We start from the raw sequence: 25849 nt of genomic DNA, 5'->3' as shown, positions 1-25849 counted from the left end.
ACGTGGTGGCGCGCATGCGCCGCATGCAGGGCTTCAACGTCCTGCACCCCATGGGGTGGGACGCCTTCGGCCTGCCCGCCGAAAACGCCGCCATCAAGCACCATGTGCCGCCCGCCGCCTGGACCTACGGCAATATCGCCGAGATGCGCGCCCAGCTCAGGCGCATGGGCTTTTCCTATGACTGGTCGCGCGAGATCGCCACCTGCCGGCCGGAATATTACCGCTGGGAACAGCTCTTTTTCCTGCGTATGCTGGAAAAGGGGCTTGCCTACCGCAAGAAGGCGCCGCAGAACTGGTGCCCCTCGTGCCATACCGTGCTCGCCAACGAGCAGGTGGAGGAAGGCCGCTGCTGGCGGTGCGACAGCGTGGTGGAGCAGAAGGAACTCACCCAGTGGTTTCTCGGCATCACGGCCTACGCCGACGAGCTGCTCGCGGATCTCGACCGCCTGGAGGGCGGCTGGCCCGACCGGGTCATCACCATGCAGCGCAACTGGATCGGCCGTTCGGAAGGCGCGCGCATCCGTTTCGGTCTGGAGCGCGACTATGACGGCATGGACCATGTGGAGGTCTTCACCACCAGGCCGGACACGCTGTTCGGCGTCACCTTCATGACCCTGGCGCCCGAGCATCCGCTGGTGGAACGGCTCATCGAGGGCCTGCCCCAGGCGGAGGAGGTGCGCGCCTTTGTGGAACGCATCCGCAACATGGACCGCCTGGAGCGCCAGTCCGACACGCTGGAAAAGGAGGGCGTCTTCACCGGCGCCTATGCCGTCCATCCGCTGACGGGCGCCCGCGTGCCCATCTGGCTCGGCAATTTCGTCCTGGCAGGCTACGGCACGGGCGCGGTCATGGGGGTGCCTTCCGGCGACCAGCGCGATTTCGAGTTCGCCCGCAAGTACGGGCTGCCCGTGCGCGTGGTGGTGGAGCCTGAAGGCGCGCATCTGGACCCCGAAACCATGGAGGGCGCCTATACCGGCCCGGGCGTCATGGTCAATTCGGGCCGCTTCGACGGCATGGACAACGAGGCGGGCAAGAAGGCCGTGGTGGCGGCCCTGGAAGCCGAAGGCAAGGGGAGTTCCGCCATCCAGTTCCGCCTCAGGGACTGGAACATCTCGCGCCAGCGTTACTGGGGCGCGCCCATTCCGGTGGTCTATTGCGAACGCTGCGGCATGGTGCCGGAAAAGGAGGAAAACCTGCCGGTCATCCTGCCGCTGGATGTCAAGGTGCGCGACGATGGCCGCTCGCCCCTGCCGGAGACGCCGTCCTTCGTTGACTGCGCCTGCCCGCGCTGCGGCGGCCCGGCGCGCCGCGAGACCGATACCCTGGACACGTTCGTGGAATCCTCCTGGTATTTCTCGCGCTATACCGCCGCCCGTGAGGCCGGGGCGCCCTTCGACCCGGAGGCGCTTGCCTACTGGATGCCCGTGGACCTCTATATCGGCGGCGTGGAGCATGCCATCCTCCATCTCCTGTACGCCCGTTTCTTCACCAAGGCCCTGCGCGACCTGGGCTTTTACCCCCCGGACCTCTCCGAACCGTTCTCGCGCCTGCTCACCCAGGGCATGGTGCTCAAGGACGGCAGCAAGATGTCCAAGTCCAAGGGCAATGTGGTGGACCCGTCGGAAATGATCGCCAGATACGGCGCCGACACGGTGCGCCTGTTCTGCCTTTTCGCCGCGCCGCCGGAGCGCGATTTTGAATGGACGGATGCGGGCATCGAGGGCGCCTCGCGCTTTCTCTCGCGTATCTGGCGGCTCTTCATGGAAGAGCGGGAGCGCCTCCTGCCGCTGCATGCCTGCGGCGCCACGGCGGCGGACGCCGCATCGGCCGCCGCGCGCGATCTGCGCCGCAAGGAGCACGAGACCGTAAAAAAGGTCTCGGCGGACATGGCCGTGGGCCGTTTCCAGTTCAATACGGCCATCGCGGCGGTCATGGAACTGGTCAACGCCCTGTATCTCTCCCGCGAAAAACTCGGACGCGACGAGGCGGAGCGCCGCGTCTTCTCCTCGGTCATGGCTACGGTGCTGACGCTTCTGTCGCCGGTGGCGCCGCATATCTGCGCCGAACTCTGGGAGCGTCTCGGCCATGACGGCGACGTGGGCGCCGAGCCGTGGCCCGTGTGGGATGAAGGCGCCCTTGCGCGGGACACCATCACTGTGGCCCTGCAGGTCAACGGCAAGCTGCGCGGCACGCTGGAGGCACCGGCCGGGGCGGACAAGGCCGCGCTGGAAGCGGCCGCGCTGGCCGATCCGGCGGCGCAGCGGCACCTTGCGGGCCTGACCGTGCGCAAGGTGGTGGTGGTTCCCGGCAAGCTCGTCAACATCGTGGCGGGCTAGCGGGGTCCTCATGGCGGCGTCCGGTGCCCAGAACGCGGCATCCCCGGCCGGGCCGGGCGGGGAGCGTCCGGGCTTCAGTTTTTTTGTCTGTCCGGACGGCCACATGCTTCGCTGCGCCCTGGAGGAGGCGCTGGCGGCATGGCCGCCGGAACGCGGCGCTTGGGAACGGCATGTTTTCTGGGGGGACGAGGAACCGGCGCCCCGCTTTTGGGAACTCCTGAGCCTTGAGGAGCTTTTCGGGGCGTCGCGCGCCATCGTGGTGCGGCAGGCGCAGCTCTGGCCCGCGGCGGTGTGGAAAAAACTCTCGCGGGCCATTGCCCGGCCCTCGGCGCGCGCGTGGCCGTTGTTCTGCCTCGAGGGCGAATGGGAGAAGCGTCGCCCCAGGCTCCCGGCCCATATCACGCGTCTGCGCTGTTTCGCCTTTGCCGATGGACGCGGCTGGGTCTGGCGCGGGGAGGGCCTGAGCGAGCGCGACCTGGGCCGTCATGTGCGGGCGCGGGCGCGGGCACTGGGCCTTTCGTTCGCGCCGGATGCGCTGGAACAGTTCTGCGCCTCCGTGCCCCCGGACGGCCTCGCCATCGAGAACGAGCTGCGCAAGCTTTTGCTCATGGCCGGCGGGGCGACGGTGGACACCGCCATGACGGCCACGGCCGGCTGGAGCCCGGAATGCAATGTCTTTGCCTGCATCCGCCGGCTGGAGCAGGGCGACCTTGCGGGCGCATGGCGGGAACTCGCGCGCGGCGAAGACGATGACCGGCTGCTCTTTTCCCTGCTGGCGCTCCTGGCCCGTGACTGGCGCCTGCTCTGGCAGCTCCTCGCGGGCGAGGATGTGCGGCTCCATCCCTCGGATGCCGCAGCCAAGCGGGCGCTGGCGCAACGCCTGGGCGCCGCCGGCGTTGCCCGCGGTTTCGCCGTCCTGGCGGATGCGGAATGGCAGGTCAAGAGCGGGCGGCGCAGCCCCGCGCAGGCGCTGGAGAGCCTCGCCGTTGAACTGGCGACGCTCTGCGCTCCGGCGCGCAGTTCCTGAGGCTTCCGGCGCCGCCGCTTTGTTTTTTGTTTTGCTATACTCTTTGAGTTGGCGACGCGCCTGTGCTGTGTGGGTACTGCCGAAATTATCCGTCAAAAACAACTGCGCGTTGCGGTCCATTTGCGTAAGCCGCGCTTCGCGCGGCAACGCAAACGCGCCTGCGGCGCGCCCTCCGAATGGCTTCGATGCGGGCTGCGTCAGAGAAAATTTTTCTTGGTCGAGTACGTGAGTACACTCCCTGCGAAAAATTTTCTCTTCCTTGCCAGCCTCGAAGCATCGTATTTTTTCGGATTCTTCCGGCACCAGCACCCGTCTGTCGCTTCGCTCCAGACGGAATCCGGAATATCCACCAACCATATTGCCATATTGTCTGACAGAGCCTTTGCTTTTGCCCCGAAGTGCGGTAGACAGGCCCGTCCGGCCCGCTGATCCGCCGGGGCCGCCCTTGTCAAACGTCCAGGACTGCTTACTCTATGTCAGCCAGCGCCGAGGCTTCCCCGCCTGCCCATGCCGGCCACCGCGCCCGTCTCCGCGAGCGGCTCGTCCGCGAGCCGCAGGCCGTGGCCGATTACGAGGTCGTGGAACTTCTGCTGGGCCATGTCCTGCGCCGCAAGGATACGAAACCGCTTGCCAAGGAATTGCTGCGCCGTTTCGGGAGCATCCGCGGCGCGCTGGACGCCAGGCCCGACGAGCTGGCGCAGGTGCCGGGCTTCGGACCCGGCCTGCTGGCCTTCTGGCAGCTGCTGCGCGAGGTGCTGGCGCGGCGCGCGTCCTCGCCGCTCCGCCGGCGGGAAGTGCTGGCCTCTCCTGAAGCTGTCGCCCATATGGCGCGGGAGCGGCTGGCGGCCTGTCCGCATGAGGAATCGTGGATCGCCCTGGTGGACGCGCAGAACCGGCTCACCGCCTGGGAGCGTCTGAACCGGGGCGGTGTGAGCGCGGTGGCCGTCCAGCCGCGCGATGTGCTGGAAGTTGCGCTGGCGCGCAAGGCGAGCGGCATCATCCTTGTGCATAATCACCCGGGCGGCGACACGCACCCCTCGCAGCCCGACCTGGCGCTCACGGCGGAGCTGCAACGTCTCGCCCCGTGCCTGGGGCTTCGCTTTCTGGACCACGTCATCATCACCGATGGCGATTGCTACAGCATCACACAGTGCAAGGTTCTCTGAGTTTTCAGGGGGAAACCATGGCCGACGATACCAAGAATCCCGATACCTTCCCGGAGGGCGCAAGCCCTGCGGATGACGATATGGACCCTCGGGCCGGGGCACCCGGCGAAGCCCTCGCGGCCGATGCCGCCGCCGACGCCGCGCGTCAGGACGGCGAAACCGGCGGACCCGCCGATGCGGAGCGGACCCTGCCGCCCGTGCTTCCGGTGCTGCCCGTGCGCGATGTGGTGGTGTTCAATTACATGATCCTGCCGCTCTTCATCAGCCGGGAAAAATCCGTCAGGGCCGTGGAGGCGGCGGTGCGGCGCGGACGGCACCTGCTGGTGGTGGCCCAGCGCGAGGAGGGCGTGGAAGATCCCGGCCCGGCCGATCTTTACGAGACCGGCACCGTGGTGCAGGTCATGCGGATGCTCAGGATGCCGGATTCGCGCCTCAAGGTGCTCGTCCAGGGCGTGAGCCGCGCGCGCGTGGCGGGATACCGCCAGGCCGAGCCGTATCTGGAGGCCCGCGTGGAGCATGTGGCGGAACCGCCCGTGGCGGAGGGCGCCGACGTGGAGGCCCTGCTGCGCGCCGTGCGCGAGCAGAGCGAAAAGGTGCTTTCCCTGCGCGGCATCTCCTCGCCGGATATTCTCGGCGTGCTCCAGGGCGTGGACGATCCCGGCCGCCTGGCGGACATCATCGCCGCCAACCTGCGGATGAAGATGGCCGATGCCCAGGCCATCCTCGAGTCCGTGGACCCGGTGGAGCGCCTGCGCCTGGTGCATGAGCGCCTCCAGCACGAGCTGGAGGTCGCCACCGTGCAGGCGCGCATCCAGGGCGCGGCCCGCGAGGGCATGGACAAGGCGCAGAAGGAGTATTTCCTCCGGGAGCAGCTCAAGGCCATCCGCCACGAGCTGGGCGACGCCGAGGACGAGTCCGACGACGACATGGCGTCCCTCAGGGAAGCCCTGGACAAGGCCGGCCTGAGCGGAGAGGCCCGCGCCGAGGCCGACCGCCAGCTCCGGCGTCTGGCGTCCATGCATGCGGACTCCTCCGAGGCCTCCGTCCTGCGCGCCTATCTGGAATGGCTCGCCGAGCTGCCGTGGAAAAAGCAGTCCCGCGACCGGCTCGACATCGCCCGCGCGCGTGACATCCTCGACGAGGACCACTGCGGGCTTGACAAGGTCAAGGAGCGGATCCTCGAGTTTCTCAGCGTGCGTAAGCTCAACCCCCGCTCCAAGGGAAGCATCCTCTGTTTTTCCGGCCCTCCCGGGGTGGGCAAGACCTCGCTCGGCCGCTCCATCGCCCGGGCGCTCGGGCGCAGGTTCCAGCGTCTCTCTCTTGGCGGCATGCATGACGAGGCCGAGATCCGCGGTCACCGGCGCACCTATATCGGCGCCATGCCGGGCAGGATACTCCAGGCCCTGCGCCAGGCGGGCACGCGCAACCCGGTCATCGTCCTTGACGAAGTGGACAAGCTCGGCGCGGATTTTCGCGGCGATCCCTCCTCCGCGCTGCTGGAAGTGCTGGACCCCGAGCAGAACAACACCTTCAGCGACCACTACCTCAACGTGCCCTTCGACCTGTCGCGCGTGCTGTTCCTCTGCACCGCCAACCATGTGGACACCATCCCGGCGGCCCTGCGCGACCGCATGGAGGTCATCACCCTTCCGGGCTACACCCGGCAGGAAAAGGCCGAGATCGGCAAGCGCCACCTGCTGCCCAAACGCGTGGCCGACGCCGGACTCAAGCCCGGCGACGTGCGCCTGGCCGACGCCGCCCTGGACAAGATCATCAGCGAATACACGCGTGAGGCCGGGGTGCGGAATCTGGAGCGCGAACTCGGCGCCGTGTGCCGCAAACTGGCGCGGCGCAAGGCCGAGGGCGCCAGGGGACCCTTCCGCGTCACCCCGGCGGAGGTGGAAAAGCTGCTGGGCGCGCCGCGCTTTCTGGAAGACGAGTCCGAGGCAGAGCTTGATCCGGGCATGGCCCTGGGCCTCGCCTGGACGCCCGCGGGCGGCGAAGTCCTCACCGTGGAGGCCTCGGCGGTCAAGGGCAAGGGGGCGCTCCTGCTCACGGGCCAGCTCGGCGATGTCATGAAGGAAAGCGCCCAGGCGGCCCTGAGCTACATCCGCTCCCGCGCGGAGATCCTGGGGCTGGACCCGGCCTTTGCGGGCAAGCAGGACCTGCACATCCATGTGCCCGCCGGCGCCACCCCCAAGGACGGCCCCTCGGCGGGGGTGACGCTGACCACGGCGCTCATTTCCGCGCTCACCGGGCGGCCGGCGCGCGCCGACCTGTGCATGACCGGCGAGATCACCCTGCGGGGCCGGGTGCTGCCCGTGGGCGGCATCAAGGAAAAGATCCTCGCCGGCGTGGCGCGCGGGCTTGGGCATGTGATCATCCCGCACCAGAACGTCAAGGACCTTGAGGACGTTCCCGGCGACCTGCTCAAGCGCATCAGGGTGCATCCCGTGCGCCGGTATGATGAGGTGCTGGCCCTGGCCTTCGCGGGCGGCGCGGCCGCCGGCGTCAACGGCAAGCGCGCCGCCGGGAGCGGCAAAAAAACGGGCGAGGCGCCCCTGCCGCGCCGGAGAAGGACCCCGGTCACCCGCCTGCCAGACAGGCCTTCGGCCTGAACCCAACGCCGAGAGCCATGCGCCTGGCCGACCATGAACGCGATATTGCCGAACGTCTGCACAAGGCGGGGGTGGACAGCCCCCGCCTTTGCGCGCGCCTGCTCTGCGCCCATGCCCTGGGGCTGGACAAGCTCGGCGTGGCGCTCCTGCCGGAACGCCCGCTGAGCGCGGCCGAGTCCGACAGGCTGGAGGCGCTGGCGGCGCGGCGCGCCACGGGCGAACCCCTGGCCCACATCCTCGGGAAGCGGGAATTTTTCAGCCGGGATTTTCGCGTCACGCGGCATACGCTCGTGCCGCGTCCGGAAACAGAGCTTCTTGTGGAGACCGCGCTGGAGCTTCTGCCGCCGACGCCGGTGGATTTTGTCGATCTCGGCGCCGGGGGCGGCTGCATCGGACTCACCCTGGTCTGCGAGCGGCCCGCCTGGCGGGGCATCCTGCTGGAGGCAAGCGCGGAGGCGCTCGCCGTGGCGCGGGAAAACGCCGTGGCGCTCCTGCCCCCCGGGGAGGACGCGCGGATTGCGCTTGCGCGGGGCGATCTTTTCGCGCCGCCGCTGCGGGAACATTCCTTTGATCTTGTGATCAGCAATCCTCCCTATATAGGCGAGTCCGAGCGCGGAGAAGTCATGGACGAAGTGCTGCGCTTCGAGCCGGCGGCGGCGCTGTTTTCGCCGCGCGGCGGGCTGGCGCATCTGGCCGCGGTCTGCGCCGGGGCGCGCCGCCTGCTGCGCCGGGGGGGACATGTCATCGTGGAGCACGGCGCCGGACAGGGGGCGGCGGTGCGCGGCCTGCTGGCGGCCGAAGGCCTGGACGGACCGCGCACGCGCGCGGATCTTGCCGGGCATGCGCGCTGCACCGTGGCCCGGCGGCGCTGAAACCGGAGTTTCCTGCGGCGGAAAACATATTTTTTGCTTGCCAAGAAAAGTGAAAGTGGTTAAGAAAGCAACTTGCCGCTGGCGTAGCTCAACTGGCAGAGCAGCTGATTTGTAATCAGCAGGTTGCGGGTTCGAGTCCCATCGCCAGCTCCACGAGACGCTGAACAAAGGCCCTGCGCGGCTTTTGCGGCATGTGGGGAGGGGTTCCCGAGTGGCCAAAGGGAACAGACTGTAAATCTGTCGTCGTGAGACTTCGGTGGTTCAAATCCACCCCCCTCCACCATCCCTTGCATCCTGCGGAAGCCGGGCGGCTTCCGTTTCCGGCCCGGACGGGCGATGCGGGGAGACGATATGGCTGCCTTGGCTGTAGGAGACAGTGAGACTGTCGGGGAACTACGGCGCGGCGGACGCCGGGTGATGCGCCCGGTGCGCGAAAATGCGCCGCCACTGTGCGGGAATAGCTCAACGGCTAGAGCATCAGCCTTCCAAGCTGAGGGTTGCGGGTTCGAATCCCGTTTCCCGCTCCATTCCTGCAGGGTTTCCCGATCCTGACTCCCCGCCGATGCGCTTCCCTGGGAACAGGGAAAGATTCGGGCGCGCCGCGCCCCTGGTTACGCGACAGACGTCGTTGCCCTGCCGGCGGCGGCGGAGTGGAACCGAAACAGCAATTTTTTTCCAGGGAGACGTAAGATGGGCAAAGCGAAATACGAACGCAAGAAGCCGCATGTGAACATCGGCACCATCGGCCACATCGACCACGGCAAGACCACCCTCACGGCGGCCATCACCAAGATCGCCGGTCTCAAGGGCGAGGGCAGCTTCGTCTCGTACGACGAGATCGACAAGGCCCCCGAAGAAAAGGAACGCGGCATCACCATCGCCACGGCCCATGTGGAATACGAGACGGACAAGCGCCACTACGCCCATGTGGACTGCCCCGGTCACGCCGACTACATCAAGAACATGATCACCGGCGCGGCCCAGATGGACGGCGGCATCCTCGTGGTGGCCGCCACCGACGGTCCCATGCCGCAGACCCGCGAGCACATCCTGCTCGCCCGTCAGGTGGGCGTGCCCCAGCTCGTGGTCTTTCTCAACAAGTGCGACCTCGTGGACGACGAGGAGCTGCTCGAGCTGGTGGAGCTGGAAGTGCGCGAGCTGCTTTCCTCCTATGACTTCCCCGGCGACGACGTGCCCGTCATCCGCGGCTCCGCCCTCAAGGCGCTGGAGTGCGACTCGGCCGACGCCCCCGCCGCCAAGTGCATCGATGAGCTGCTCGCCGCCTGCGACAGCTTCATCCCCGATCCCGTGCGCGACATCGACAAGCCCTTCCTCATGCCCATCGAAGACGTGTTCTCCATCTCCGGCCGCGGCACCGTCGTGACCGGTCGTGTGGAGCGCGGCGTCATCAAGGTGGGCGATGAAGTGGAGATCGTGGGTATCAAGCCCACCCAGAAGACCACCTGCACCGGCGTGGAAATGTTCCGCAAGCTGCTCGACCAGGGCGAGGCCGGCGACAATATCGGCGTCCTTCTGCGCGGCACCAAGCGTGACGAAGTGGAGCGCGGCCAGGTGCTCGCGGCTCCCAAGTCCATCACGCCGCACAAGAAGTTCAAGGCCGAGGTCTATGTCCTCTCCAAGGAGGAAGGCGGCCGCCACACCCCGTTCTTCTCCGGCTACCGGCCGCAGTTCTACTTCCGCACCACGGACATCACCGGCGTCATCGACCTGCCCGAAGGCGTGGAAATGGTCATGCCCGGCGACAACTCGCAGTTCATCGTCGAGCTTATCGCGCCCATCGCCATGGAGGCCGGCCTGCGCTTCGCCATCCGTGAAGGCGGCCGCACCGTGGGTTCCGGCGTTGTGACCGAGATCATCGAGTAGGGCCATGAGAGTCAACGTCATTCTGGCTTGCACCGAGTGCAAGCGGCGCAACTACAGCACCCGGAAGAACAAGAAGAACACCACCGGGCGTCTGGAAATGAAAAAGTATTGCCCCTGGGACAAGAAGCACACGTTGCATCGCGAAACCAGGTAGTCACTTTCCGCCGGGGGAGGGGACCCTCTTCCCCCGGCGGCGCGCAGGGCAGTAGCTCTAACGGCTAGAGCGGCGGTCTCCAAAACCGCAAGTTGGGGGTTCGAATCCCTCCTGCCCTGCCATTTTTTATCTTCCGGGATGCACGCTATGGCAAAGAAGCAGGCGCAGGCCGTGGACGACAGGGCCGAAAAGACGCCGAATCCCATCACGCGCTTCATCCGTTATGTGGAAGCCGCCAAGGCTGAACTGCGCAAGGTCACTTGGCCCACGCTCAAGGAGACGCGCAAGGCGACGCTGGCGGTCCTGGGCTTCGTGGCCGTCATGGCCGTCATTCTGGGCCTGATAGACCTTGGCCTGTCGAGCCTGATCAAGACCATACTGTCCTGAAGGCCGCTATGAACGATTCCGTTGACGAAACCGTCCCCGGCGGGGAGGCCGGCGCGCCGGAAGCCGGGAAGAAGGCGCGCTGGTATATCGTGCACACCTACTCGGGCTTCGAGCAGCGCGTGCAGAAGACCATTGCCGAAATGTGCCGCACCGGGCAGGACCAGGGACTCATCGAGGAAGTGGTGGTGCCCACCGAAAAGGTGCAGGAGCCGAGCCGCCACGGCGAAAAATCCCGCACGACCACGCGCAAGTTTTATCCCGGCTACATCATGGTGCGCATGGTCATGACCGATCTTTCCTGGCATCTCGTGCAGTCCATCCCCAAGGTGACGGGCTTCGTGGGCGGCAAGAACCGGCCCGCGCCCATGCGCGACGGTGAGGCGGAGCGCATCCTCAGGCTCATGGAGATGCGTCAGGAAACGCCGCGTCCCAAGTTCAACTTTGAGGTCGGCGATGATGTGCGCGTCATTGAAGGGCCGTTCGACGGGTTCAATGGCGTTGTGGAGCATGTGAACCACGACAAGGGGAAACTGCGCGTCTCGGTGTCCATTTTCGGGCGGCAGACCCCGGTGGAGCTGGATTTCGGGCAGGTCTCCAAGGGGTGAACCTGCCCCGCGCCGTTCGTTTCGGGGCGCGTCTGAGATGAAGGATGTGAGAAATGGCTAAAAAAGAAGTTGCCAAGATCAAGCTGCAGATTCCCGCCGGTGCCGCCAATCCGTCGCCCCCGGTGGGTCCGGCCCTGGGCCAGCACGGCCTGAACATCATGGGTTTCTGCAAGGAATTCAATGCGCGGACGCAGGACCAGAAGGGGATGATCATTCCGGTGGTCATCACCGTCTATGCCGACCGTTCCTTCACCTTCATCACCAAGACGCCTCCCGCGGCGGTGCTGATCATGAAGGCGGCCAAGATCGAAAAGGGTTCCGGCGAGCCGAACCGCACCAAGGTCGGCAGCCTCACCCAGGCCCAGGTGGAAGAGATCGCCAGGCTCAAGCTGCCGGATCTCAACGCCGCAAGCCTTGAGGCGGCCATGAAATCCATCGCGGGCACGGCCCGGAGCATGGGCATCGACATCAGATAGCGGCATGGGCCGCGCCGCGCGCACGGCCGTAACAGGCCGCCGCATGGCGCTTCCGGCAAAGGCGCCGTTTTCTGACCATCACTCGTACTGCCGCGCCGACCCAGATCCGGCGACGTCAGGAGATAAGCAAAGGATTGTAACATGCCCAAGCATGGCAAGAATTTCCGTAAGGCGGTCGAGTCCTGCGACGTGCAGGAGCGCTACAGCGTCGAGGACGCGGTGAGCAAGTCCCTGGGCGCGGCGTTCGCCAAGTTTGACGAGACCGTGGACGTGGCCCTGCGCCTTGGTGTGGACCCCAAGTATTCCGATCAGATGGTGCGCGGCGCCGTGACCCTGCCCCATGGGCTGGGCAAGACGGTGCGCGTCGCCGTGTTCTGCAAGGGCGAGAAGCAGGCCGAGGCCAAGGCCGCCGGCGCCGATGTGGTGGGCGCCGAGGACCTTGTGGCCCGGATCAAGGAAGGCTGGCTGGAGTTCGACGCCGCCGTTGCCACCCCGGACGTCATGGCCCTGGTGGGCCAGATCGGCCGCGTGCTTGGCCCGCGCGGGCTGATGCCCAATGCCAAGACCGGCTCCGTCACCTTTGACGTTGCCAAGGCCGTGAACGAACTCAAGGCCGGCCGCGTGGACTTCAAGGTGGACAAGGCGGGCGTGCTGCACGCGCCGCTGGGCAAGGTCTCCTTCGGGCCTGAAAAGGTGCTGGGCAACCTCAAGGCCCTGCTGGAAGCGGTCAACCGCCTCAAGCCTTCCGCGGCCAAGGGCAATTACATGCTCTCCATGGCTGTTTCCACCACCATGGGTCCCGGACTCAAGGTCGACATGACCCAGGTGAAAAAATTTCTTGAAGGCTAGGGCGCGGCATTTCCGCGCCCGCCCGGAGTTTTTCCCTCCGGGTCCGGCTTTCAGGGGTTGCTTTGCAACCACTGGCTGAGGAAACGGAATGCGGGTCGAAGACGGCAGGCGGGCTTGCCCTCAATTTCCTGCCCAGACTTCATCTTTGGCTCGGCATTCCACCAGGCACCCCTGACGTGAGAGGTATCACGTGAACAGGTCTGAAAAAGCCGTAATCATCGAGTCCATCAAGTCACGCGCTGACGTGGCCTCCTTTGCGGCGCTCACGGACTTCAAGGGCATGCCGGTGGAAGAGCTGACGAACCTCCGGGTGCGCCTGCGCGATGCGGGCGGCGAATATCATGTCGTCAAAAACACCCTGGCTCGGATCGCTCTTACCGGCGGCACCCACGACGCCATCAAGGACAAGTTCCATGAGAATTGCGGCGTGGCCTTTGGGTTCGACGACCCTGTGGCGGTGGCTAAGGCGTTGAGTGACTTTGCCAAGCAGAGCAAGCTGTTCAGCCTGCGCTGCGCCAGCCTGGACGGCAAGGAGATGTCCGCCGACCAGGTCGAGGCCCTGGCAAAGCTGCCCGGCAGGGAGCAGCTGCTCGGCCAGCTGCTCGGCACCATGAACGCCGTGCCCACCAACTTTGTGTCGCTCTTCGCCAATATGCTGCGTGGCCTGCTCTACGCCCTCAAGGCTATTGAGGAGCAGAAGGGCAAGGCCGCGGCCTAGCGGCGGTTTGGACGCGTAACCATCCAGCCAAAGATCAGGAGATTCATCATGGCCGTTACCAAAGAAGAAGTGGTTGAATTCATTTCCAATATGACCGTCCTCGAGCTTTCCGAGTTCATCAAGGAGCTTGAGGAGAAGTTCGGCGTTTCCGCTGCCGCCCCGGCTGCCGCCATGGTCATGGCCGCTCCGGCCGCTGGTGGCGATGCCGCTGCCGCCGCCGAGGAGAAGACCGAGTTCGACGTGGTGCTCAAGGCCGCGGGCGCCAACAAGATCGGCGTCATCAAGGTCGTGCGCGCCCTGACCAGCCTTGGCCTCAAGGAAGCCAAGGAGAAGGTGGACGGCGCCCCCTCCACCCTCAAGGAGGGCGTCTCCAAGGAAGAGGCCGAGGAAGCCAAGAAGCAGCTCACCGAGGCCGGCGCCGAAGTGGAGATCAAGTAAGCCTGGGCCGCCGCTGGGCGGCACCCGGATATCTTGCTGGAACGGCGGCCCCCCCGGGGGTCGCCGTTTTTGCGCCGGAACCGGGGAAATCCGCATGTATAGGCTCCGGGGGCATGGACATGAATATCCTGAGTCTGGGCTTGCAAGTGCTCAATGCGCCCCTGCGCGCGCTGGGACATGCCGTCATGGGGGCGGATCATGTCGCCGATGCCGATCTGCCGCTCGAGCATCCGGTCGTCTGGCAGCGGATCGAACGGGCGCTCCGGTCCGCGGGTTTCGTTCCCGACGCGGTGATCTATACCGACAACGGCAACCTGCCCTTTTTGCTCGACCCCTATGCCATCCCCTGCCCGGCCGTGTATTATTCCATAGATACCTATTGCAATCCCTGGCATGTGCCCTACGCCCACACTTTCGACATGGTCTGCGTCGCCCAGAAGGATTTTGTGCCCCTGTTCCGGGAGGATGGTCAGGACGCCCGCTGGCTGCCCCTGTTCTGCATGCTGCACGGGGAGGACCGTCCCTTCGCGGAGCGGCGGGTGCCGGTTTCTTTCGTGGGCACGCTGGGGCACAGGAACAATCCGGACCGCAAGCCGTTTCTCGAGCGCTTCGATGCCCTGCTGCCGCTCGATTTTCACAGCGGCGATTTTCGTCCCGTTTTTGCCGACAGCAAGATCGTGCTCAACCAGACCGCCTTTTCGGAGATCAATTTCCGCTGTTTTGAGGCCATGGCCCTGGGCGCGGCGCTGCTGATGGAAAAATGCGGCAATGGCATGGACGAGCTTTTCCGCCCGGGCGAAAACATCCTGCCCACATATACGCGCAACAACGCGGCCGAGGCCGCCAGGATCGCCTCCATCTATCTGAAACGGCCGCAGGCGCTGGCGGAGATCGCCGCCAACGGGCGTCAGTTGGCGATCTCGCGGCACGATGTCACCAGCCGCGCCCGGAGCTTGCTGGAGATGATCGACGGACTGCGGAAAGCCAAAAAGCATTGCCAGCGCCTGGGCGCGGCCCAAAGCCATCGCGTTCATGCCCGCGTGGCCTTTGGCATGCTGGCCGCTGAACTGGACGGGGAAAAATGGCGCCCCTACCGCGACTTTTTCCTCCATATCGCCACCCGCTGACCGCTCTTGGTCCTGCGCGGCGCGCGTGCGGACAGGGGGCCGGCCGCCCCGCCCGCGCTGCGGGGAGATCGCAAAAGTCCGGGAAAGGGGAGGGCACCGGACGGCGGCCGGGGGCGTTGCGCGGCCGTCCCGAAAATTTCTTTTTCCGCGCACTTGCCAAATGTTGAAATTGTGGATATTTGATTTCGTTCACGAAGCATGCGGGAGGGTGCAGTTCTGCTTTCGATAACCTGCTGCAAAAGAAGGTTTTTTTAAATACATGGCGCAATGACCCAGGCCCTGCGGTCCGGCAGGGATGGGTTTTTGTCGTCTTTGTCGCGTTCGGCAGGTAGTGTTTGGCGTTTCCCCCGACGCGCGTTCCCGGCACAGCCACGGCGCGAGTCCCCTTTTTCCCGTGGCGGACGCAACCGCTAGACCTCTTGAGGTACTCATGAGCCAGCTCAGCAAACAGTTCGGCAAAATCAAGACTTCCCTGCCCATTCCCCATCTGCTGAATCTCCAGATCGATTCCTACCGGAAGTTTCTTCAGGAAGGTGTACCCGAGGCGGACCGCGATCGCAATGAGGGGCTTGAAGGCGTTTTTCATACGGTCTTTCCCATCGAGGATTTCAACAAGACCGCGAGCCTCGAGTTTGTCTCCTATGAGATCCAGGAGCCGAAGTACGACCAGGCCGAGTGCATTTCCAAGGGCCTGACCTACGAGGCCCCGGTGCGTATCCGGGTGCGGCTGGTAGTCTATGATACGGACGAGACCTCGGGGAACCGCACCATCCGCGACATCAAGGAGCAGGACATCTATTTCGGCACGCTGCCGCTCATGACCGAGAAGGGCACCTTCATCATCAACGGCACGGAGCGCGTCATCGTCAACCAGCTCCAGCGTTCGCCGGGCATCATTTTCGAGCATGACGGCGGCAAGACGCACACCAGCCGCAAGGTGCTCTACTCCTGCCGCATCATCCCCATGCGCGGCTCGTGGCTCGATTTCGACTTCGACCACAAGGACATCCTCTATGTCCGCATCGACCGCCGCCGCAAGATGCCGGCCACCATCCTGTTCAAGGCCATGGGCATGAGCAAGGAGCAGATCCTCAACTACTTCTATACCCGCGAGCACTATCTGCTCGAAGACGGCGGCCGCCTGCTCTGGGAAGTGGAAAAGGACCTGTACCGCAAGGACACGGCCTACGCCGACATCACCGACAAGGAAGGCAATGTGCTGGTCCGGGCGGGCAAGCCCGTCACCAAGCGGGCCTGGCGCCAGATCTGCGAGGGGGGCATCCCGGCCATCGAGGTGCGCCCCGATCTGCTGGACGGCATGTTCCTCGCCGAGGACGCGGTCGACCCCGAAACGCACGAGGTGCTGGCCGAAGCCGCCGACGAGATCACGCAGGGCCTTCTGGAACGCTGCCGCGAGGCCGGCATCCGGCGCATCTCCGTCCTGCACACCAAGGGCACGGACACCTCCTCGTCCATCCGCGACACCCTGGTGCAGGACCGCATCCCCGACCAGCAGAAGGCCCAGGAGGAGATCTACCGCAGGCTGCGGCCCTCTTCTCCGCCCACGCCCGAGATCGCGGCCAGCTTTTTCGACAACCTGTTCCGCAATCCCGATTACTATGACCTCTCGCCGGTGGGCCGCTACAAGCTCAACCAGCGCCTGGGGCTGAACGAACCGGCGGACCTGCGCGTTCTGAGCGACGAGGACATCCTCACCGCCATCAAGGTGCTGGTCCAGCTCAAGGACAGCCACGGACCCGCCGATGACATCGATCATCTGGGCAACCGCCGCGTGCGCCTGGTGGGCGAGCTGGTGGAAAACCAATACCGCATCGGCCTGGTACGCATGGAGCGCGCCATCAAGGAGCGCATGAGCCTTCAGGAGATCTCCACGCTCATGCCGCACGATCTGATCAATCCCAAGCCCGTGGCCGCGGTGCTCAAGGAGTTTTTCGGCACCTCCCAGCTCTCGCAGTTCATGGACCAGACGAACTCCCTTTCCGAGGTCACGCACAAACGCCGCCTTTCGGCCCTCGGACCCGGGGGCCTCACGCGCGAGCGCGCGGGCTTTGAGGTGCGCGACGTCCACACCTCGCACTATGGCCGCATCTGCCCCATCGAAACGCCGGAAGGCCCGAACATCGGACTCATCGTTTCGCTGACCACCTATGCCAAGGTCAATGACTATGGCTTCATCGAAACGCCCTACCGCGTGGTGCGGGGCGGCGCGGTCACGGACGAGGTGGTGCATCTGGACGCCTCGCGCGAGGGCGACGAAGTGGTGGCCCAGGCCGACGCGCGCATGGACGCGGACGGGCATCTGCTGGACGAATACGTCACCGTGCGCGTCAAGGGCGAGGTGGAGATGCGTCACCGCGACGAGGTGACGCTCATGGACATCTCGCCAAGCCAGATGGTCTCCATCTCGGCCGCACTCATTCCCTTCCTGGAGCATGACGACGCCAACCGCGCGCTCATGGGTTCCAACATGCAGCGCCAGGCCGTGCCGCTCCTGCGTTCGGAAAAGCCCCTGGTGGGCACCGGCATGGAAACGGACGTGGCGCGCGACTCCGGCGCCTGCATCGTGGCCCCGGCCGACGGCCGCGTGGAATACGCGGACGCGGACCGCATCGTGGTGGCCTACGAGGGCGACATCTACAAGGAGCAGGGCGGCGTGCGCGCCTATGACCTGCTCAAGTACCACAAGTCCAATCAGAATTCGTGCTTCGGGCAAAAGCCCACCTGCCGCCCCGGCGACATGGTGAAAAAGGGCCAGATCCTGGCGGACGGCCCGGGCATCGACGAGGGCCAGCTGGCGCTGGGCAAGAACCTCGTGGTGGCCTTCATGCCCTGGTGCGGCTACAACTATGAGGACTCCATCCTCATTTCCGAGCGCACCGTGCGCGACGACACCTTCACCTCCATCCACATCGAGGAATTCGAGGTGGTGGCGCGCGACACCAAGCTCGGCCCCGAGGAGATCACCCGCGACATCCCCAATGTCAGCGAGGACATGCTCCGCAACCTTGACGAGAGCGGCATCATCCGCATCGGCGCGCCGGTCAAGCCGGACGACATCCTCGTGGGCAAGATCACGCCCAAGGGCGAGACCCAGCTCACCCCGGAAGAGAAGCTCCTCCGCGCCATTTTTGGCGAGAAGGCCCGCGACGTGAAGAACACGTCCCTCAAGGTGCCGCCGGGAGTGGAGGGCACCATCATCGACGTCAAGGTCTTCAACCGCCGCTCGGGCGAGAAGGATGAGCGCACCCTCGCCATCGAGGCGCATGATACGGCCGTGTTGGACCAGAAAGAGGCCGACCACATGCGCGCCCTGGGCGAGCGCACCCGCGCGAGGATCGCGCCCCATGTGCTCGGCAAGCAGACCGCGTCCTCCGTCGCCGGCAGGAAGAAGGGCGAGATCCTGGTGGAGGCCGGCGCCGCGCTGACCGCCGCGCAACTGGCGGAACTGCCGGTGAAGAAGCTGGCCGGCCTGTTCAAGAGCAAGGAAGTCAACGACGAAGTGGCCGCCCTGCTCAAGGACTATGACCGCGAGGTGGACTACCTCCACGGCATCTACGATTCCAAGCGCGAAAAGGTCTCGGAAGGCGACGACCTCGCGCCGGGCGTCATCAAGATGGTCAAGGTCTATGTGGCTATCAAGCGCAAGCTCTCGGTGGGCGACAAGATGGCGGGCCGCCACGGCAACAAGGGCGTGGTTTCCTGCATCCTGCCCGAGGAGGACATGCCCTTCTTCGCCGACGGCCGCCCCGTGGACATCGTGCTCAACCCCCTGGGCGTGCCCTCGCGCATGAATATCGGCCAGATCATGGAGACCCACCTCGGCTGGGGCGCCAAGGAGCTTGGCCGCCAGCTCGCCGAGCTGGTGGATTCCGGCGCCATGCTCGATTCCGTCCGCAAGGAGGTCAAGGCGGTCTTCAAGTCGCCCGAGATCGACGCCCTGGTGGACGGCATGGACGACGAGGAGTTCGTGGCCTCGGTCAAAAAGCTGCGTAACGGCATCGTCACGCGCACGCCGGTCTTTGACAGCGCCACCGAAGAGGAGATCTGGGGCTGGCTGGAAAAGGCGGGCCTCGCCAGCGACGGCAAGACCGTCCTCTACGACGGCCGCACGGGCGAACCCTTCAAAAACCGCGTGACCACGGGCGTCATGTATATCCTCAAGCTGCACCACCTGGTGGACGAGAAGATCCATGCCCGTTCCACGGGTCCCTATTCCCTCGTCACCCAGCAGCCCCTGGGCGGCAAGGCGCAGTTCGGCGGCCAGCGCCTCGGCGAAATGGAAGTCTGGGCGCTGGAGGCCTATGGCGCGGCGTACCTCCTGCAGGAATTCCTCACGGTCAAGTCCGACGACGTGGCCGGACGCGTCAAGATGTACGAGAAGATCGTCAAGGGCGACAACTTCCTTGAAGCCGGCCTGCCGGAATCCTTCAACGTGCTTGTCAAGGAACTCATGAGCCTTGGTCTGGACGTCAACCTTCACCAGGAAGAAGGCAAGAAGCCCCGGCGCGTGGGCTGGATGCACGATGGCGGCAACGACGCCGAATAGGCGGCTCCTGGGCTGCGCTGCGGCCCCGGACCCCGGCGCGGCCGCCCGGAAGCGGCGGAGCGAAGACCCTCAACGAGCTTTTCACAAGGCAGGGTAGAGATATATGAGTCTGGACGATCTGTTCACGGCACGCGGCACCTCCACCAACGCGACCAATATCCGCAACCTCAAGGCCATCCAGATCTCCATCGCGTCGCCGGAGGCCATTCGGGAATGGTCGTACGGCGAGGTGAAAAAGCCGGAGACCATCAACTACCGCACGTTCAAGCCGGAGCGCGACGGCCTGTTCTGCGCCAAGATCTTCGGCCCGGTCAAGGACTACGAGTGCAACTGCGGCAAGTACAAGCGCATGAAGCACCGCGGCATCGTCTGCGAAAAGTGCGGCGTGGAGGTCATTGCCTCCAAGGTGCGGCGCGAGCGCATGGGCCACATCGAGCTTGCCGCGCCCGTGGCGCATATCTGGTTCCTCAAGACGCTCCCCTCCAAGATCGGCACCCTGCTCGACATGACCATGGCCGATCTCGAGAAGGTGCTCTATTTTGACTCCTATATCGTGCTGGACCCCGGCCAGGTGCCCGGCATCCAGAAGCAGCAGGTCATTTCCGAGGACCAGTACCTCCAGATCATCGAGCGCTACGGCGAGGACGCCCTCACCGTGGGCATGGGCGCCGAGGCCGTCCGCACCCTGCTGGAAGAGCTGGACTTGGAGAAGCTGCGCGTGGAGCTGCGCGAAGAGGGCGAGTCCACCAAGAGCCAGACCCGCAAGAAGAAGATCACCAAGCGCCTCAAGATCGTGGAGGCCTTCCTGGAGTCGCAGAACAAGCCGGAATGGATGATCATGGAGGTCATCCCGGTCATCCCGCCGGAACTGCGGCCCCTGGTGCCGCTGGATGGCGGCCGTTTCGCCACCTCGGACCTCAACGACCTCTACCGGCGCGTCATCAACCGCAACAACCGTCTGAAGCGGCTCATGGAGCTGGGCGCGCCGGAGATCATCATCCGCAACGAAAAGCGCATGCTCCAGGAAGCCGTGGACGCGCTGTTCGACAACGGCCGCCGCGGCCGCGCCATCACCGGCACCAACGGGCGCCCGCTCAAGTCCCTTTCCGACATGATCAAGGGCAAGCAGGGCCGCTTCCGTCAGAACCTGCTCGGCAAGCGCGTGGACTATTCCGGCCGTTCGGTCATCACCGTGGGACCGTACCTCAAGCTGCACCAGTGCGGCCTGCCCAAGAAGATGGCCCTGGAGCTGTTCAAGCCCTTCATCTATTCGGAGCTGGAGAAACGCGGCTACGCCTCCACCATCAAGAGCGCCAAGAAGATGGTGGAGCGCGAGGAACTGGTGGTCTGGGACATCCTTTCGGAAGTGGTGCGCGAGTATCCCATCCTGCTCAACCGCGCGCCCACCCTGCACCGCCTGGGCATCCAGGCCTTTGAGCCGCTCCTGGTGGAGGGCAAGGCCATCCGTCTGCATCCGCTCGTCTGCACCGCCTACAATGCGGACTTCGACGGCGACCAGATGGCCGTCCACATCCCGCTCTCGGTGGAGGCGCAGATCGAGTGCCGCGTGCTCATGATGAGCACCAACAACATCCTTTCCCCGGCCAATGGCGGCCCGGTCATCGTGCCCTCGCAGGACATCGTGCTCGGCCTCTACTACATGACCGTGGAACGCAGCTTTGAAAAGGGCGAGGGCATGACCTTCTGCGCCCCGTGGGAGGTGGAGAGCGCCTACGACGCGGGCCAGGTCTCGCTGCATGCCCGCGTCAGGGTGCGCATGCCTGACGGCAAGCTCTACGACACGACACCGGGCCGCGTCCTCGTGAGCGGCATCCTGCCGCCCGAGCTGCCCTTTGAAACGGTGAACACCGTGCTCACCAAGAAGGCCATCGCCCGGCTCGTGGGCGCGGCCTACCGCAGCTGCGGCATCAAGTCCACGGTCATCCTCTGCGACCGGCTCAAGGACATGGGCTACGAGTTCGCCACCCGCGCGGGCGTGACCATCGGCGTCAAGGACCTCACCATCCCGGAGAGCAAGAAGGACATCCTCGCCAAGTCCCAGGCCGAGGTCGATGACATCGAGCGTCAGTATCGCGACGGCATCATCACCCGCACCGAGAAATACAACAAGGTGGTGGATGTCTGGACCAAGGCCACCCAGGATGTCTCCGCGGAAATGACCAAGGAGATCTCCCACGATGTCGTCACCGACCCGGTGACGGGCCGCACGGAGGAAAACCAGAGCTTCAACCCCATCTTCATGATGTCCAACTCCGGCGCGCGCGGCAATCAGGACCAGATGCGCCAGCTTGCCGGCATGCGCGGCCTCATGGCTAAGCCTTCCGGCGAGATCATCGAGACGCCCATCACCTCGTCCTTCCGCGAGGGGCTTTCGGTGCTCCAGTACTTCACCTCCACCCACGGCGCGCGCAAGGGCCTGGCCGATACGGCCCTCAAGACGGCCAACTCCGGGTATCTTACCCGCCGCCTGGTGGACGTGGTGCAGGATGTCATCGTTTCCGAGCATGACTGCGGCACGGTGGATGGCATCGAGCTTACGCACCTCAAGGAGGGCGGCGACATCAAGACCCCGCTCTCCGAGCGCGTGGTGGGCCGCGTCCTCCTCTACCCGGTCATGGACCCGGACGAACCCGAGACCGTGCTCCTGCCCGAAAACACGCTCATCACCGAGGCCGAGGCCAGGCTCATCGACAGGAAGGGCATCTCCTCGGTGACGGTGCGTTCGCCGCTGACCTGCCAGTCGGAACGCGGCATCTGCGCCCTCTGCTACGGGCGCGACCTGGCGCGCGGCCACCTCGTCAATACCGGCGAGACCGTGGGCATCATCGCGGCGCAGTCCATCGGCGAGCCGGGCACCCAGCTCACCATGCGTACCTTCCACATCGGCGGCACGGCATCGAGCACCATCGAGAAAAACAAGTTCGAGGCCCAGAACGCGGGCCGCGTCATCCTCAACCGCGTGCGCGCCGTCACCAACCGCGATGGCGCCCAGCTCGTGCTCGGCAAGAGCGGCCAGCTGACCATCGTTGACCCGCAGGGACGCGAGCGCGAAAAGTACATCCTGCCCAACGGCGCGCGCCTCATGGTGCACGACGGCGAAGAGATCGCCAAGGGCGCGGTGCTCGCCGAATGGGACCCGTTCAACGAGCCTTTCGTGGCCGAGGAGGAGGGCGTCGTCCGCTTCTCGGACATCATCGACGGCAAGACCGTGCAGGAAAAGGTGGACGATGTGACGCGCCAGGCCTCCATGACCATCATGGAGTACCGCACCACCAACTTCCGGCCGGCCATCTCCATCTGCGATGAGGACGGCACGGTGAAAAAGCGCGGGCACGGTTCCGCGGCCGCCGTTTATACCCTGCCTGTGGGTTCCATCATCATGGTCAAGGACGGCCAGGCCATCCAGGCCGGCGACATCATCGCCCGCAAGCCGCGCGAGACCTCGAAGACCAAGGATATCGTCGGCGGTCTGCCGCGCGTGGCCGAGCTTTTCGAGGTCCGCAAGCCCAAGGACAAGGCCGAGATCTCCGAGATCGCCGGCACCGTCACCTATGAGGGCGAATCCAAGGGCAAGCGCAAGCTGGTGGTCACGCCGGAGATCGGCGAAGCCAAGGAATACCTTGTGCCCAAGGGCAAGCACATCACCGTGGCCGATGGCGACTTTGTGGAAGCCGGCGACGCGCTCACGGAAGGCTACCCCGAGCTGCACGACATCCTGCGTACCCGCGGCGAAAAGTTCCTGGCGCGCTATCTGGTGGACGAGATCCAGGAAGTCTATCGCTTCCAGGGCGTGGGCATTGACGACAAGCACATCGAAGTCATCGTGCGCCAGATGCTCAAGAAGGTGACCATCCTCGACGCGGGCGGCACGAGCTTCCTGGTGGGCGAGCAGGTGGACAAGGCCGAGTTCCGGCAGGAGAACCAGAAGGCCATCGCCGAGGGGCGCGCGCCCGCCACGGCGGAACCGCTGGTGCTGGGCATCACGCAGGCCTCGCTCACGACCTCTTCCTTCATCTCGGCGGCGTCCTTCCAGGAAACCACCAAGGTGCTCACCGAAGCCTCGCTCAAGGGCAAGATGGACCACCTGCGCGGCCTCAAGGAGAATGTCATCGTGGGCCGCCTCATTCCGGCGGGCACGGGCTACCGCGAATACGTCAACGGCGAGATCGAGGTGCCCGAACAGAAGGAACGCCCGGACAAGTTCCTGGAGGAACTGGAAGAAAATCCGGTCATGGTGGACCTGTCCCGCTAGGCGCTGCCTGAAAGACATGACGCAGAGGACCCGTCCGGAAACGGTCGGGTCCTTTACGGTTCGCGCTACCTGTGCCGCTCAGCTCCGCGCCACCACCCGCAATCGCCTGTAATCCGCCATCCAGACGCTGCCGTTCCACAGGCGGGGGCGCGTCAGTTCTTCCACGCGCTCCAGAAGCGCTTCTTGCCGTCTTTCAGGCATCGTCCCCAGGTCGGCGGCAAAAAACTGCCGCATCCAGTTCCGCAAGCCCTGTTCGCCGCCGCGCAGGGGCGTTGGGCGGTCATAGGCCACTGCCTGCTCACAGGTGAAACGGTTGTCCACAAGGAGACTCGCAAACGTTTCCGCCGTGGGAAACGTGAACCTGCCGGTATAGGCATAACCATGCTCTCCGCAGGCGCGGGAAAAGGCCTCTTCGATAGTCGCCACGTTTCCTCGCGCGCCAAACTCGCATATCAGCCGCCCCTGGGCCTTCAAGGCGCGGCGAATTCTTTTCAGCAGGCGGTCGTGGTCGGGTATCCAGTGAAAGACGGCATTGGAAAAGACGATATCGAACTGGCGTTCAAAGGGCAGGCTCAGCGCGTCACCGACCATGAAGGCAAGATGCGGAAAGCGCTGTTTTGCCCTGCCAATCATCTCCGGCGATGCATCAATGCCCACAACGCTGCCCGCACGGGCGGCCAGCTGGTCCGTCAGTGTCCCGGTGCCGCAGCCGAGGTCAAGAATGGACTGGGATGCATCGGGAGCGATACATTCCAGAAGCCCCTTGCCGTATTCCGCCACAAAGTCATGCTGTGTGTCATACAGCGCGGAATCCCATTGCATGGATTTCTCCAGGGTTGGGAAAGTCATCCGTTCCGTAGGCCGCTTGCGGCCAGCCAGCGGGCAAACGCGGCTTCGGCGCGGGCGGCGTAGAGGGCCTTGCGTTCCTTTTTGCGCGCGTGTTCCTCCAGCTCCGGCATGAGGCCGAAATGGACATTGGACGGCTGGAAGCGTTTCTCCGGCCGCCGCAGATGTCCAAGCAGCGCGCCCAGAGCCGTTTCCGGCGGCGGCATGGGCAGGCTGCGGCCGCCAGCGCGCGCCGCGAGGAACAGGCCAAGCCAGAGTCCGCTGGCCGCGGATTCCACATAGCCCTCCACGCCGGAGATCTGCCCGGCAAGGAAGACGCCGGGCCGGTTTTTCAGCTCCAGCTCCGGGGTGAGCGCTTCCGGCGCATTGACGTAGGTATTGCGGTGCATGCTGCCATAGCGGGCAAACTCGGCATTTTCCATGCCGGGCACCAGACGGAAGATGCGCTCCTGCTCCGCCTGGAGGAGCTTTGTCTGGCAGCCCACCAGATTGCAGGTCTCCGCATTGGCATTCTCCGCCCGGAGCTGAAGCACGGCCCATGGCCGCCGTCCGGTGCGCGGGTCCACAAAGCCCACGGGCTTGAGCGGCCCGAAGGTCAGCGTCCTCGGGCCGCGCCGGGCAAGGGCCTCCAGCGGCATGCAGCCTTCAAAGTGGACTTCCCGCTCGAAGTCCCGGGTCTCCATGACGCGTCCCGCACACAGCGCCGCGAAAAAGGTCTCGTATTCCTCGCGGCTCATGGGGCAGTTGAGGTAGTCGCCCTCGCCTTCGGCCTCGCCGTTTTCCGCGCCGTAGCGCGAAGCGCGGAAAACCACCGACCTGTCCAGCGAGTGCGTCCAGACGATGGGCGCGATGGCGTCATAAAAATAGCAGTATTCCCTGCCGATGACCGCGCCCAGCGCGGCGGAAAGCCCGTCGGAAGCCAGGGGACCCGCCGCAATGACGATGCCCGCGCCACCGTGGCGGGCCAGCTCCGGGTCGTCCAGGCTCTCGATGCGCGCATGCCGCACGCTGATGCCCGGGTGGGCTTCCACCGCCCCGGTCATGGCGCGGGCGAATGCCTCGCGGTCCACGGCCAGCGCCTTGCCCGCGGGCACGCGGCAGGCATCCGCCGTGGACAGGAAAACGCTGCCCAGGACGCGCATCTCGGCCTTGAGCAGGCCCACGCCGGAGGTGCGTTCGTCCGAGCGCAGGGAATTGGAGCACACCAGCTCCGCGCACAGGTCGCTCACATGCGCCGGGGAACGGAAAAGGGGCTTTTGCTCAAAGAGCGTCACCGCATGGCCCGCGCGCGCCAGTTGCAGGGCGCATTCGCAGCCCGCAAGGCCGGCGCCGACCACGGCAAAGGAAGAAGAAGGCATGGAGGCTCCTGCTGGTTTCCGGTTTCACGCAGCATGGAGGAAAACACGGCGGATGGCAAGCCGGGGGGGCGCTCTCCCGCATCGCCGCGCATGAGGGGAAAAGGCGCTGAAAAACCCCGGCCGCGCTGAGCGGCCGGGGTCAGGGAGC

General features: G+C 65.3%; 18 protein-coding genes and 4 tRNA genes. 20 read left to right on the top strand and 2 right to left on the bottom strand.

What is annotated here, in order from left to right; translation table 11 throughout:
- The 20 genes from leuS to rpoC all read left to right on the top strand — a co-directional run.
- Positions 1–2336, top strand: a 2336-nt coding sequence (gene leuS / locus QZ294_RS02715) for a leucine--tRNA ligase (RefSeq protein WP_297046396.1), incomplete at its 5' end; no start/stop codon positions are given.
- 103 nt (positions 2337–2439) lie between these two features.
- The gene (gene holA, locus QZ294_RS02710; protein WP_297046391.1) at positions 2440–3363 is read left to right on the top strand and encodes a DNA polymerase III subunit delta; all 924 of its coding nucleotides are present in this window, start codon (positions 2440–2442) and stop codon (positions 3361–3363) included.
- A gap of 473 nt (positions 3364–3836) precedes the next feature.
- Positions 3837–4529: a RadC family protein gene (locus QZ294_RS02705; RefSeq protein WP_297046388.1), complete on the top strand. Its 693-nt coding sequence runs from the start codon at positions 3837–3839 to the stop codon at positions 4527–4529.
- Between the two features lie 80 nt (positions 4530–4609).
- A complete protein-coding gene (gene lon / locus QZ294_RS02700; protein WP_297046406.1) occupies positions 4610–7147 on the top strand; it encodes an endopeptidase La in 2538 nt (845 codons plus the stop codon).
- Positions 7148–7164: 17 nt separating this feature from the next.
- On the top strand, positions 7165–8019 hold the full coding sequence (gene prmC, locus QZ294_RS02695; protein WP_297046386.1) for a peptide chain release factor N(5)-glutamine methyltransferase: 855 nt from the start codon (positions 7165–7167) through the stop codon (positions 8017–8019).
- A 77-nt stretch (positions 8020–8096) separates the two neighbouring features.
- Positions 8097–8172 (top strand) — tRNA-Thr (locus QZ294_RS02690).
- 44 nt (positions 8173–8216) lie between these two features.
- Positions 8217–8302: transfer RNA gene (locus QZ294_RS02685), tRNA-Tyr, on the top strand.
- A gap of 168 nt (positions 8303–8470) precedes the next feature.
- Positions 8471–8546: transfer RNA gene (locus QZ294_RS02680), tRNA-Gly, on the top strand.
- A 163-nt stretch (positions 8547–8709) separates the two neighbouring features.
- Positions 8710–9903 carry an elongation factor Tu gene (gene tuf, locus QZ294_RS02675; protein ID WP_297046383.1) on the top strand — a complete coding sequence of 398 codons (1194 nt, stop codon included), beginning with the start codon at positions 8710–8712 and terminating at the stop codon, positions 9901–9903.
- 4 nt (positions 9904–9907) lie between these two features.
- A complete protein-coding gene (rpmG, locus tag QZ294_RS02670; protein ID WP_297046380.1) occupies positions 9908–10057 on the top strand; it encodes a 50S ribosomal protein L33 in 150 nt (49 codons plus the stop codon).
- 45 nt (positions 10058–10102) lie between these two features.
- Positions 10103–10179 (top strand) — tRNA-Trp (locus QZ294_RS02665).
- Positions 10180–10204: 25 nt separating this feature from the next.
- Positions 10205–10444: a preprotein translocase subunit SecE gene (gene secE, locus QZ294_RS02660; protein WP_297046377.1), complete on the top strand. Its 240-nt coding sequence runs from the start codon at positions 10205–10207 to the stop codon at positions 10442–10444.
- An 8-nt stretch (positions 10445–10452) separates the two neighbouring features.
- Positions 10453–11049, top strand: a complete 597-nt coding sequence (gene nusG / locus QZ294_RS02655; RefSeq protein ID WP_297046374.1) for a transcription termination/antitermination protein NusG — start codon at positions 10453–10455, stop codon at positions 11047–11049.
- 53 nt (positions 11050–11102) lie between these two features.
- Entirely contained in the window at positions 11103–11525 is a 423-nt protein-coding gene (gene rplK, locus QZ294_RS02650) for a 50S ribosomal protein L11 (protein WP_297046371.1), read from the top strand.
- Between the two features lie 141 nt (positions 11526–11666).
- Positions 11667–12374: a 50S ribosomal protein L1 gene (gene rplA, locus QZ294_RS02645; RefSeq protein WP_297046367.1), complete on the top strand. Its 708-nt coding sequence runs from the start codon at positions 11667–11669 to the stop codon at positions 12372–12374.
- 190 nt (positions 12375–12564) lie between these two features.
- The gene (rplJ, locus tag QZ294_RS02640; protein WP_297046364.1) at positions 12565–13092 is read left to right on the top strand and encodes a 50S ribosomal protein L10; all 528 of its coding nucleotides are present in this window, start codon (positions 12565–12567) and stop codon (positions 13090–13092) included.
- A gap of 48 nt (positions 13093–13140) precedes the next feature.
- The gene (rplL, locus tag QZ294_RS02635; RefSeq protein ID WP_297046361.1) at positions 13141–13530 is read left to right on the top strand and encodes a 50S ribosomal protein L7/L12; all 390 of its coding nucleotides are present in this window, start codon (positions 13141–13143) and stop codon (positions 13528–13530) included.
- A gap of 119 nt (positions 13531–13649) precedes the next feature.
- Positions 13650–14657: a glycosyltransferase gene (locus QZ294_RS02630; protein WP_297046358.1), complete on the top strand. Its 1008-nt coding sequence runs from the start codon at positions 13650–13652 to the stop codon at positions 14655–14657.
- A gap of 430 nt (positions 14658–15087) precedes the next feature.
- A complete protein-coding gene (gene rpoB / locus QZ294_RS02625) occupies positions 15088–19224 on the top strand; it encodes a DNA-directed RNA polymerase subunit beta (RefSeq protein ID WP_297046355.1) in 4137 nt (1378 codons plus the stop codon).
- 103 nt (positions 19225–19327) lie between these two features.
- Positions 19328–23497 (top strand): DNA-directed RNA polymerase subunit beta', encoded by a 4170-nt coding sequence (rpoC, locus tag QZ294_RS02620; protein ID WP_297046352.1) that lies wholly within the window; start codon positions 19328–19330, stop codon positions 23495–23497.
- A gap of 78 nt (positions 23498–23575) precedes the next feature.
- Here the strand turns inward: rpoC and QZ294_RS02615 are convergent, their stop codons facing one another.
- Both QZ294_RS02615 and trmFO read right to left on the bottom strand, forming a co-directional pair.
- A complete protein-coding gene (locus QZ294_RS02615; protein ID WP_297046349.1) occupies positions 23576–24319 on the bottom strand; it encodes a trans-aconitate 2-methyltransferase in 744 nt (247 codons plus the stop codon).
- A 23-nt stretch (positions 24320–24342) separates the two neighbouring features.
- Positions 24343–25701: a methylenetetrahydrofolate--tRNA-(uracil(54)-C(5))-methyltransferase (FADH(2)-oxidizing) TrmFO gene (gene trmFO / locus QZ294_RS02610; RefSeq protein ID WP_297046347.1), complete on the bottom strand. Its 1359-nt coding sequence runs from the start codon at positions 25699–25701 to the stop codon at positions 24343–24345.
- Positions 25702–25849: the final 148 nt, after the last annotated feature.

Source organism: uncultured Desulfovibrio sp., from assembly GCF_910584445.1.
Taxonomy (GTDB): Bacteria; Desulfobacterota; Desulfovibrionia; order Desulfovibrionales; family Desulfovibrionaceae; genus Desulfovibrio.
The sequence above is the reverse complement of the archived record's forward strand: the minus strand, read 5'-3'. Positions and strand labels throughout refer to the sequence as shown.